At 36.0% G+C, this 11,918-nt stretch carries 10 protein-coding genes; 1 reads left to right on the top strand and 9 read right to left on the bottom strand.

The features are described from left to right. Positions 1–64: 64 nt before the first annotated feature. The 3 genes from Q7P22_RS00200 to Q7P22_RS00190 all read right to left on the bottom strand — a co-directional run bounded on the left by Q7P22_RS00200 (position 65) and on the right by Q7P22_RS00190 (position 2,867). Complete coding sequence (locus Q7P22_RS00200; RefSeq protein ID WP_303859558.1) at positions 65–952, bottom strand: uroporphyrinogen decarboxylase family protein; 888 nt, start codon at positions 950–952, stop codon at positions 65–67. A gap of 129 nt (positions 953–1,081) precedes the next feature. Further along, on the bottom strand, positions 1,082–1,273 hold the full coding sequence (locus Q7P22_RS00195; protein ID WP_113920280.1) for a hypothetical protein: 192 nt from the start codon (positions 1,271–1,273) through the stop codon (positions 1,082–1,084). 274 nt (positions 1,274–1,547) lie between these two features. Beyond that, on the bottom strand, positions 1,548–2,867 hold the full coding sequence (locus tag Q7P22_RS00190) for a mechanosensitive ion channel family protein (RefSeq protein WP_303859557.1): 1,320 nt from the start codon (positions 2,865–2,867) through the stop codon (positions 1,548–1,550). A gap of 228 nt (positions 2,868–3,095) precedes the next feature. Here Q7P22_RS00190 and Q7P22_RS00185 point away from each other — a divergent pair, with 228 nt between their 5' ends. Continuing rightward, positions 3,096–4,709 carry a peptide chain release factor 3 gene (locus Q7P22_RS00185; RefSeq protein WP_303859556.1) on the top strand — a complete coding sequence of 538 codons (1,614 nt, stop codon included), beginning with the start codon at positions 3,096–3,098 and terminating at the stop codon, positions 4,707–4,709. A gap of 333 nt (positions 4,710–5,042) precedes the next feature. Here Q7P22_RS00185 and epsC read toward each other — a convergent pair whose 3' ends face one another. From epsC to Q7P22_RS00155, 6 genes are all read right to left on the bottom strand, one after another. Then, the gene (epsC, locus tag Q7P22_RS00180) at positions 5,043–5,999 is read right to left on the bottom strand and encodes a serine O-acetyltransferase EpsC (protein ID WP_113920283.1); all 957 of its coding nucleotides are present in this window, start codon (positions 5,997–5,999) and stop codon (positions 5,043–5,045) included. Positions 6,000–6,565: 566 nt separating this feature from the next. Next, on the bottom strand, positions 6,566–7,897 hold the full coding sequence (locus Q7P22_RS00175) for a citrate/2-methylcitrate synthase (protein ID WP_303859555.1): 1,332 nt from the start codon (positions 7,895–7,897) through the stop codon (positions 6,566–6,568). Positions 7,898–8,040: 143 nt separating this feature from the next. Next, positions 8,041–8,508 carry an AI-2E family transporter gene (locus Q7P22_RS00170; RefSeq protein WP_113920284.1) on the bottom strand — a complete coding sequence of 156 codons (468 nt, stop codon included), beginning with the start codon at positions 8,506–8,508 and terminating at the stop codon, positions 8,041–8,043. Between the two features lie 232 nt (positions 8,509–8,740). Further along, on the bottom strand, positions 8,741–9,514 hold the full coding sequence (locus Q7P22_RS00165; RefSeq protein ID WP_303859554.1) for an ABC transporter ATP-binding protein: 774 nt from the start codon (positions 9,512–9,514) through the stop codon (positions 8,741–8,743). After that, on the bottom strand, positions 9,501–10,556 hold the full coding sequence (locus tag Q7P22_RS00160; protein WP_303859553.1) for an ABC transporter permease: 1,056 nt from the start codon (positions 10,554–10,556) through the stop codon (positions 9,501–9,503). Before Q7P22_RS00160 ends, Q7P22_RS00165 begins: the two co-directional genes overlap by 14 nt. Positions 10,557–10,692: 136 nt before the next feature. After that, positions 10,693–11,679, bottom strand: coding sequence for an ABC transporter substrate-binding protein (locus tag Q7P22_RS00155; RefSeq protein ID WP_303859552.1), 987 nt, complete (start codon positions 11,677–11,679; stop codon positions 10,693–10,695). Positions 11,680–11,918 lie beyond the last annotated feature (239 nt).

The raw sequence follows: 11,918 nt of genomic DNA, 5'->3' as shown, positions 1-11,918 counted from the left end.
GACTAAAATGAAAGCTACCCAAAGGTGGCAAATTTTCCACTTTCAACATTCTACTTTTCACTAATCATAGAACGAACTCGTCAACCTTATCATATATTCTTTTTAATCCATCCACATCCATACCTGGAAATAACCCACTGTTTGTTCCTAGTATAAAACCTTTAAAGTCTGTGGCATCTTTGATTTCACTTACCATAGATTTTATAGCATTTTCGTCATCTGAAGCATTAATGTCATTTATATCCAAATGCCCCCATAAGCAGATCTTTTTACTATAGCTTGCTAAATCTTTTACATTCATTTTGCAGTTTCGATCGATGCAGTGTATTCCTTTAAAGCCTGCTTCTACGATATCATCCATAACACTCATATAGTACCCATCAGAATGGAAAAAGGGAGTCATTTTCCTACTTTCAATTTCTTTGACTTGGCGTTCTAAAGTAGGTAAAAAAAGCTCTCGAAATATACTTGGTCGTACAATTAATCCATCCTGAAAAGCGATATCATCCGCTACAATGATGCCATTGATGCCTTGATGTGACAACTTTCCGATGGTCTCTTTATTAATCTTTTCAACTTCTAGAATGAATTCCTCTAGCTCTTCGTCTCCACTCATAACCATAGATAGATACTCTGGAAAACCCAAAACTCTCAAACCTAATTCAAAAGCTCCATCTAATATAACAAAGGAAAACAAATCCCTATTGACCCATTTATTTATATCTAAGGAGCTACAGTCAACAGACAGACTATTCTTAGGATAGGTAGGTGAAAGCACGATCATATCTAGTCCTAAGCTTTTTGCAAACTCGTATCTTTCATCAAAGCCAATAGATAAAGTGTCTAATGATTTTGCAATTACCTTATCATCCAGTACCAATTCTCCCTTTGGCACCCTTGCTCCCCTCTCATGTCTCAAAATGCTCTGTACTAATTCACGTGAACTTACCACTTTTATCACTCCAGTCTTACTTATGCGAATTATTATATCATAAATTTTCTAGTATATAAAAAAGACAAAATCCTAAATAGGATTTTATCTTTTTCAAATAAGAATTTTTATTACACTTTATTTTGTTTTTTAATCCTCTACTACGTCTACGTAAGCCGTTCTTAGGATTTCTTCATTGGCACAGGCTTGTTTGTAAAACCAATCTCTTACGGTTTTAGCTATTTCATGATCTGTACCATTCATTGTTTCGGGGTATACAGCAATCAATTTATGAGTTCCCTCTTCTTTGAGCCCAACCTTTTTACCTTGAAATTCTCCCATATACTTTCCTCCTCTGTACTCTATTCTATTTATGTATACCCAAATTTAGAGAAATTAATATAAAAATTATGGAGTAATTTTTAAGCGGAAAGTGGAATGTAGAAGGTGGAACTACTCACCTAACTCGAGCTCCTGCCTAGTCATCCAGAGTACAGCGAAGGATCTCTACGCATTAATTACTAAAATAGAAGCATCTAAAAACAAGTTCTGATTCCTCTAACGCACGTCACCGGCCACCATGGGTGGCCAATTCCTGGTGGCTGAACGCTGACGGCTAGTCCTTTAGGTCTTCTTCCGAAATAGCACTTTCACCACCAATTATAGTTCCTTTGATGAAATTACTATCATATTTTTCATGCTGACTTTCTTCATTTCTAAAATCATACCAAGAGGGTCGTTGATAGATTCTTAGTCCGAATTTTGGTATCATTGCTAATATATGATCAAATATATCGGACTGTATTCCTTCGTATTGATCCCATACAATCTCTCTTGTAAATGCATAAATTTCTATAGGTAGACCAAATTCCACTGGTGATAATTGTCTTACAATTTGAGTCATTCCCTTATGGATTTTAGGATGGTATTTTAAATATTGGTGAATGTATATCCGAAACACGCCTATATTCGTCAAATGCCTTCCATTTGCCACATCGTCATAGTCTACATTATGGGCCTCATTATAAGTTCTAATTTCCTCTTGTTTTGTTTCAATATAATCTGTTAAATAATGAATCTTTTTAAACGCTTCTAGCATTTCATTGGTACAAAACTTTATGCTTGATATATCTATGTAAATAGATCTTTTTATCCTTCTTCCACCAGCTTCTGTCATACCTCGCCAATTTTTAAAGGAATTCGTCATAAAAGCATAAGTTGGAACAGTATTTACAGTTCGGTCAAAATTTTCAATCTTTACTATATTCAAAGAAATTTCTAGAACTTCACCATCCACATTGTAACTAGGCATTTCAACCCAATCCCCTATTCGCATCATATCATTTGCAGACAGTTGAATACTAGCTACTAACCCTAATATAGAGTCTTGAAAGACTAACATTAGTACTGCTGAAAATGCACCAATACCACTTAAAAGTAGTAGTGGATCCTTTCCCATAAGGGCGGCTATAATTTGTAAGCCAGCTATAACATACACAATGATTTTTATCACCTGTAAAAAACCCTTTATTGGCCTATATTTAGAATATTCAAAAGTATTGTAAATATCATCTACTACATTGAGCAAACAACTGATTACAGATACTACTACTACAATAAAATAAATTGTAGCAATATTTTGCAGTATAATTGTTAAATACTGTGGAAATAAAGGAGCAAATGCATAAATAATGATAACAGGTACAATATGAGACAATCTGTCATAGACTTTTCGCTTTAAAAAGGCTTCATTCCATTTTAGCTTATTCAATCCTTTAAACTTAGTAAAAGAAAAAATGACAAGTCTATTTGTTAATTTCATCCCTATAATGCAAAATAAGCCCATAAATAACAATAACAAAATAATAGATATATTTAGAACCAATCCCTCAGAAGTCTCTAAATGGTCAAACCAGCTCGCTATGTAATTAATCATATCTAACCTCCTAGCTGTATTTTGATAGTAGATAGTTTACAATACTTTTAATAAAAAATCTAGTAAGTGCTTCATCTCTGTAATAACCTATCTACTCCTCAATCTTTTTGTATTTTTTTAATGAATTATCTAGATTCTACACAAAAATAATTTGACACCATTCCCTATTAAAGGGTAAAATTTAAAAGTTAAACGAATATAAATATTATATGTATAAGGAAGATGAAAATGTCTGAAAAAAAATTTAGTTTTCAAGAGGAGGTTCGCAGAAGAAGAACTTTTGCTATTATTTCTCATCCAGATGCGGGTAAAACTACTCTTACAGAAAAACTATTACTATATGGCGGTGCTATTCGACTAGCAGGCTCTGTTAAATCTAGAAGATCTCAAAATCATGCTGTCTCTGATTGGATGGAGATCGAAAAGCAGAGGGGAATTTCTGTTACCTCTTCTGTATTACAATTTGAATACGATGATTACTGCATAAATATCCTTGATACTCCTGGTCATCAAGATTTTAGTGAAGATACCTATCGAACCCTTATGGCGGCCGATTCTGCAGTTATGGTTATAGACTCTGCTAAAGGTATTGAAAGCCAGACAAAGAAACTATTCCATGTCTGCAAAATGAGAGGCATTCCTATATTTACATTTATAAATAAATTAGACCGTGATGGAAAAGATCCCTTTGAATTGGTGGAAGAACTTGAGAAAATTCTTGGTATTCGCTCTTACCCTATGAACTGGCCTATAGGAAGCGGAAGAAACTTTAAAGGAGTATACGATAGACAAAAACAGCAAGTTGAAGTTTTCGGTGGAGGAAATCATGGACAATCCCTAGCACAAGCTGTAAAGGGTAATGTAGAAGATGATAGCTTTAAGGAACTTTTAGGAGATGAATTACAGGAAAAACTTATTGAGGATATTGAATTATTAGATATTGCAGGTTTTGAATTTGATTTAGAACAAGTATCACAGGGAAACCTTACTCCAGTGTACTTTGGAAGTGCCTTAACGAATTTTGGTGTAGAACCTTTTTTAGAGGGGTTTTTAAACTTTACGTCCCCTCCTAGTTCAAGAAATAGCAATCAAGGTCATATTAACCCAGAGTCTGAAAATTTTACAGGATTTATCTTTAAAATCCAAGCGAATATGAATCCAACTCATAGAGATCGTATTGCATTTTTGAGAATCTGTTCTGGCAAATTTGAAAAAGGTATGCAAGTAAATCACGTTCAGGAAAATAAGAAGGTAAGACTAGCTCAACCACAGCAATTTTTAGCTCAGGACCGAGTCATAGTAGATACTGCTTACCCTGGAGATATCATAGGTATTCACGATCCTGGAATCTTTAGAATTGGCGATACCTTATGTGAAGACAATTCAAAAATCCAGTACGAAGGCATACCCTTATTTGCTCCAGAACACTTTAGCAAAGTATACACAAAAAACGCCTTAAAGAGAAAACAGTTTGTAAAAGGCATTACCCAATTGGCAGAAGAAGGGTCCATTCAAGTGTATAAGAGACCTAATATTGGCGTAGAGGAATTAATCGTAGGTGTAGTTGGCGTTTTACAATTTGATGTTTTAGAATATCGATTAAAAAATGAATATGGTGTTGATCTCATCATGGAAAGAACACCTTATCGCTATATCCGCTGGATTAAAGGAGATCAATTTGACCCAGATCGTTTCAATCTAACCATGGATACAATGATCGTAGAAGACGTAGACGAAAACCCAGTACTTTTATTTGCTAACGAATGGTCTATTGCTACAGTACAAGATAGAAATAAGGATGTAGAATTGGCGGAGATATCCTACAGAAAAGCTAGCTACTAGATGTTAGTCTCTAGTCATTAGCTTGTATGTATTCCTTTTGAGTCTTTAAGATCCTTCGCTACGCTCAAGGATGACCGGGGCAGGGCTTCGCGGGTCCTTAACTCGCCCAAGGCGATTATGCTTTTCCCGTCCAACCAACCAGCGGAAAGTAGAAGTTTTAGTCACCTTTGGTAACCGTTTTAAGTCAAAGGGGGACACATTTAAAAATGTGTCCCCTTTTTCTGTAGGTCTTTAGATTCTTCGCTGCGCTCCAGAATGACTGGGATAGGCTTCATGGGTCTTTATCTCGCCTTAAGGCGAGTAAGGTTTTGCTGACCACCTTACCACCTTATTTCACACTTCCGAATAATCCTGCTTTAATTCTCGATGCTCTCGATTTTTTAAAATAAGCTCAGGGTTTTTTACGCTTACTTTTGTGCCTTTTGGTACAGAATCCGTAATAAAGGCATTACTCCCTATAGTAGCTCCCTCCCCTATTACAGTATCTCCTCCTAGTACAGAAGCTCCTGAATAGATGGTTACTCCGTCTTCAATAGTTGGATGGCGCTTACTTCCTTTTAGTTTTTGACCACCCCTAGTAGATAAGGCTCCTAATGTAACCCCTTGATAAATCTTCACATTATTTCCTATTATCGTCGTTTCTCCTATTACTACTCCAGTACCATGGTCAATAAAAAAGTACTTGCCTATTTGAGCTCCTGGATTAATATCTATACCTGTTATAGAATGAGAATATTCACTGAGTATTCTTGGTATTAATGGAATATTTAATAGATACATCTCATGAGCTATTCGGTGCATTGTAATAGAAAAAATCCCTGGATAGGAGAATACAATTTCTTCTAGACTAGAAGCTGCTGGATCTCCGTCTAATGCGCCCTGAACATCTGTAGATAAATATTCTCTTATAGTAGGCAGTTTTGATAATATTTTAAAGCTTAACTCTGTAGCTTTATCTATCATCTCTTCTCTTTTACAGATTAATTTTTCACTTTTATTGTGCCGATTTTCATCTAAGCTAAGGGCATAAATAATCTGCTCTGTTAAGGATTCATGAACATAGACCAGGAGTTCTCCTGTATGATATTGTAAAATATCTTTACTGCATGCATACCCATCAAAATATCCAGGAAAAATCAACTTTCTCATTTGCTTTGCAATCTTAATAATCGTGTCCCTATTTGGCATTGGACAAGCTCCATGAGGTTGTATGCGCTCTTCCTCTTTATAGCTAACTAGTAAATTATCAACTAAATTATTAATCGTCTGCACTCTTAATTTGCGGTCCATATATTTTCCCCTTTTACTTTTAAACAATATATATTGTTTTTTATTAAATAAAATTATCTCAGTTTTTTAGAGATTATACAAGCGTTTTAGCCGTAAGTTGTATGTTCTAAGTTCTAAGCTCTAAGTAAAACCTTTTGCCACCACTGGTGGCAATTAAGAATCAGTATATAAGTTGACTTTTGCCTATAGATATCTTCCTCTTACTACTTAGTGCGCACAGATCCTTCATTGCACTCAGGATGACTTAATCAGAAACTAAGGCTGGCTGTACGGGCCTCTTTAGTGCCAAAGGCACTGTTGGATGCCCAATCCTGATTGCTGATTGCTAGTGCCTGTATTTTGACCCTAACTACTGCCTTGTCATCCTGAGGCTTCAGCCGAAGGATCCTACGCCTTTACCCTACCTCGCCCCTGGCGAGAAAAGGTTTTGCTTACCACCTGGGAGTAATACCTGATTTGTCTTGACCAAAGGGAAAGAGAAATCAAGTGGTATTACCCCTGTCAAGGTTGGCGAGGTTTGTAGCGACTATAAGGAGCTAGAAACCCGCAACCTACGACAGACCACCTTATCTTTCATCTATCGGCACGTACTCCATCTCTTTTGCTATACTCTTATAAGCTGGTCGGATAATTTTGCCTTTGTTGACGATTTCTTCAATTCGGTGAGCACTCCATCCTGATATTCGAGATATGGCAAATATAGGAGTTAATAATTGCATTGGTATATTCAACATTCTATAGACAAATCCAGAGTAGAAGTCAATATTTACGCTAACGCCTTTATAAATCTTTCTCTCTTCTACTATGACTTCTTTAGCAAGATTCTCTACCTTATAAAATAAGTCAAACTCGTGCTCTAGTCCTTTTTCAGTAGCTAATTTTTTACATTGATCTCTTAGTATTTCCGCTCTAGGATCTGATACAGAATACACTGCATGACCCATACCGTATATTAATCCTGAATGATCAAAAGCATCACCGTGAAGAAGTTTCTTTAAATAATCTCTTATTTCACCTTCATCTGACCAATTCCTTAGATTCGCTTTTATATCCTTAAACATTTGAACAACCTTAATACTAGCACCACCATGTCGAGGTCCCTTTAGTGAGCCTAATGCAGCAGACATAGCTGAATATGTATCTGTTCCACTAGAAGTGACAACGTGAGTCGTAAATGTGGAGTTATTTCCACCTCCATGCTCTGCATGTAAAACCAGTGCTAAATCTAATAGGGCTGCTTCTGTTTCAGTAAATCCACTATCTGGTCTAAGCATGTGAAGAATATTTTCAGCTGTGCTGTATTCTGGTTTAGGATTATGAATAAATAAGCTTCGGCTGTCAAAGTAATGAGAATACGCGTGATAACTATAGACAGCTAATAGGGGAAAACGGGCTATTAACTCAAGACATTGCCTTAATACATTTTCCACGCTAATATCATCAGGATTTTCATCATAACTGTAGAGTGCTAAAACACTCCTTGAAATCATATTCATAACGTCTTTACTAGATGCCTTTAAAATCATATCTCTTACAAAGCTCTTTGGCAAAGTTCTCAAACTTGAAAGCATTGTATTAAACTCTGTCAATTCCTCTATACTGGGTAAATGACCAAAAAGCAAAAGGTATATGGATTCTTCAAATCCATGTCGTCTTTCTTTTAAAAAGCCTTTTGTTAAATCCTCTACATCAATACCCCTATAAAAAAGTTGACCAGGCTTAGGAATCGTCTGGCCATTCTGTATTGTATACGATTGAACATCTCCAATTTCCGTAAGTCCTGTAAGTACTCCTCGTCCGTTAATATCTCTCAATCCGCGTTTAACGTCGTATTTAGCGTATAACGCTGGATCTACATAACTACTCTCAGATGCTAATTGGGCTAATCTTTTAATCATAGAGTTCCTCCATTTTATTGGATTTGTAGGATGTCTTACACCTGGAACAAACCAAAATAATCCTTTTCTATATATATATCCATTATTATTATACTATAATGGGCTAAAAATAAAAATCCCTTTTCCATTTATTCATAATTTTATCATTTTGTGGAACTTCTTCTATTATTTTGTATTGAAATAATAAGGATAGCAATTGCTGGACCTAATATAATGCCAATAGGACCTAGGGCAATAGAGCCTAATAAAGTAGCTACAAAAGTATATAGAGGTCTGATTCCGATATGCTTTCCTACAATTATTGGCTCTAAAACTTGACGAACAATGACTGCTATTACAAATAAAATAGCTATTTTCGTTGCCAAATCCGTATTCCCCATAACAAAACTAATAATAGACCAAGGTACCAGAACAATACCTATTCCTAAAACAGGAATCATATCCAGTATAGAAATACCTAGTGAAACAAGAAAGGGATGAGCTATATCAATCATATCTAAACCTATAAAGAGAATAAGAAAAGTAATTCCAATTAATTTAAGTTGCGCCTTTATATACCCCTTAATGCCACTACTCGTGTCCTTCATCACATTTCGTAGAAAATTGTTCATATTATCACCCTCTAGCGATTTTACTTTGTTTGTTGCTGAAAGCTGAAAGCCGAAAGCGGAACTTAATAGTAGTAAAGCAATGATTATACAATTGTTCAGCAACTATCAAAAACATTACCTCGCCTAAAGGCGAGCAATGCTAACTGTATAGAGTTGCTTTTACAATGTACTGTGGACTAAAATACTAATTTCTCTTTATTATTGAACACTAGCATCTTACCTTTCAGCTTTATCAATTCCCTAGTTCCACACTTATCTGTGAAAACAATCCTAGCAAATCATCTACTTTTAGCTTTGATTTTTCTGCATTTTTCTTATCTAGAATCGCCTCTCCTTGATGCATCATAAGCAACCTATTTCCGTATTTTACTGCGTATCTTAGATTATGAGTGACCATAATGGTAGTTAAATGTTTTTCGTGGACGATTTTATCTGTTAGCTCCATAATTTTTTCTGCTGTTTTAGGGTCCAAGGCTGCAGTATGCTCATCTAAGACCAAGAAATCGATAGGTGTCATAGTGGACATAAGCAAAGCCATAGCTTGCCTTTGGCCCCCCGAGAGAGTACCCACTTGTGTATTTAAGCGATCCTCCAAGCCTAGCCCTAATTGACTAAGGCTTTCCTTGTAGTATTCGATGCGGCTTTTGTTCGTTCCCATTCTAAGATTAAAGGACTTACCCTTATTATCTGCTAAGGACATATTTTCTAATATGGTCATTGTTGGGCAAGTTCCCATAGCTGGGTTTTGATAGACTCTTCCAATTTTATTATAACGGACATGTTCCTTAATATCGGTTATGTCTTTATCTCCTACAAAGATTTGTCCTTGATCGATATCAATGCTTCCACAGATGATATTGAGCATAGAGGTCTTTCCACTTCCATTGCTTCCTACTACAGAAACAAACTCCCCTTTCTCAATACGTAGATTGAAACCTTGAAATAAGCAGGACTCATTGATTGTGCCTGCACTGTACACTTTATGGATATCTTTAAGCTCTAGCACCTTTAGCCCTCCTCTTCTTCTCATGACCTGTGATCAATATAATCATAAATAAAACAGATGTAATTAGCTTCATGTCGCTTGCGCTCATTTCATATGGTATGAATAATTTTACTACCAGATAGACGCTTACAGTTGATATAATTGTTAAAATCACTTTTAATGGCAATTCTTTTTTCATGTACACAATACATACCACTGCTACTACAATTGCTAAAATCATAGATAAACTCATATCCATAGCTAAAGAGATACTAGCTTTATATACTATAGAACCAATTATGGCTGCACTAGTTGGCTTGACAAAAGAAACTCTTTTAAACAAACTGGTTCCAATAATTACAGATGCAAGACCGATGACCATGGCTCCTGTTCCCATAGATACTTCAAAAAAACCTTGTTGTTGTGCCATTACACTACCACTTAATGCAACGAGAGCATTTGCTATAACCAGTCCTAAGATTTTAACGCTGCCGCTATCCTTTGCAAGAGACACTACTAAAGTCGTATTATCTCCAACTGCTCTTAATAAATATCCTGATTTTGTCTTTAAATATAAATCCAACAAAATCTTCGATCCAATCGTTACAATGGAAATGATAATCAATACTTTAAGATTGTCTAAAAGGTCAGGATATAAAGAATCTAATCCTCTATTAGAAAAGATGGTTTCCATATTAAAAATTGGTACATTTGCCTTGCCTGCAATATGTAAATTAATAGAGTATAACCCCGTCATTGTTATAACACCTGAAAGTAAATCCCGAACCTTAAACTTTACATGTATAATACCCGTTACAAGCCCTGCAATACCACCTGCTAAACAAGATAAAAACATAATAATATAAGGATTGTGCCCTAATGTGATGGCGTTAATCATACCACTATCTACATTTGTCATTAACATAACAGTAACAGCAGCTCCTAGTGGAAAACTGCCGTCTACTGTTAAATCTGGAAAATCTAATATTTTATATGTAATATATAAGCCTAGAGCCATAATCGCATAAATCATACCCTGTTCGAGAATACCTAGTAGAATCATCTAATAAAACCTCCGGTTTTTTAGTCGCTAGACTCTAGTCACTAGTCCTTAGCTTCTGGGGATTCCTCTAGGGTCTCTTTACGGCTACTTTCAGTAGCCACTAAAAGACCCAAAAGGAATACATGCAAGCTAGAGTCTAGTGACTAGCGACTGTATCTTCTGCTCTTTTCATCATATCTTCTGGTAAAGTAAGTCCTAATCTTTCCATAACTTCACTATTGATGTAAAGGCTACTTTCTTCAATGGTTTCGTATGGAGTGTTTATTGCTGTTTTTTCACCCTTTAATATAGCTGCTGCCATTTTTCCTGTTTGTTTTCCTAAACTTATATACTCGATTCCTTCAGAGGCAATACATCCTAGTTTTACTTGTTCAATTTCGCTTCCAAAGACTGGGATACTCCTAGCATTTGCCTTTTCTAAAATTACTGGTAGAGAGCCTACTACTGTATTATCCGTTAAATTAGTCAAAGCATCTACTTGTGGAAGAAGTTTATCTACTGCTAAAGGAATATCTGCAGCTACAGAAATACCAGAATCGATAATTTCAAATCCATAATCACTTGCTTTTTCTTTGTACTCCGCAATAGTTGATTCTGAGTTTACTTCGCTAGTCGTATAAAGTATGCCTATATTCTTTGCTTCTGGCATCATAGCTCGAATGAGCTTTAATTGAGCTTCTACTGGAAGCTTATCGCTGGTACCAGTAATATTTCCTTCTGTAAGCATTGCTGCATCTGGGTCGGTAACTGCTGTAAAGACTACAGGGATATCTGTTTTTTTTGCTGCATTAAATGTGCTTTGGGCAATTGGAGTGGCTATTGCTGCAATAAGGTCCATATCTTTGCTGACAAATTTCTGTGCAATTTGATTCGTTATGGCTGTATCAAATTGGGCATTTTCATATTCTACAGTTAGGTTTTCCCCCTCTACGAATCCCTCTTCTGCAAGCCCTTGTAAAAATCCTTCTCTACAATTATCTAATGAAGCATGCTCCCCAAATTGAGCAATTCCTATAGTGTATTGTTTATCTCCATTGGTACTTGTTTGCTGATCTCCACTACAAGCTGTAAAAAGCCCTGTTGTTAATAATAAGCCTAAAGTAAGTGCGATTGTTTTTTTCATGGTTTGTTCTCCCTTTCTTATTTAGATATTCTTTGTATCATTTCAACTCCGTATAGATGTGTGTATAGCGGAAAGCGGAACTTTAATAGTCGTTAAGTTCTGAAGCACTTAGCCATCAGCGATCAGCATTAGGGCTTGAGCGTCTTAGATCCTTCGCTAGCGCTCAAGGATGACAGGGCAGGAGCTCGGGCCCTTTTCTCGCCTTATAGGCGAGTTTTGCTTTTGCTGACCACCTGACC

Source organism: Alkalibaculum bacchi, assembly GCF_937875145.1.
In the GTDB taxonomy this organism is placed as follows: domain Bacteria; phylum Bacillota; class Clostridia; order Eubacteriales; family Alkalibacteraceae; genus Alkalibaculum; species Alkalibaculum bacchi_A.
This window is presented reverse-complemented; position numbering and strand designations above follow the sequence as displayed.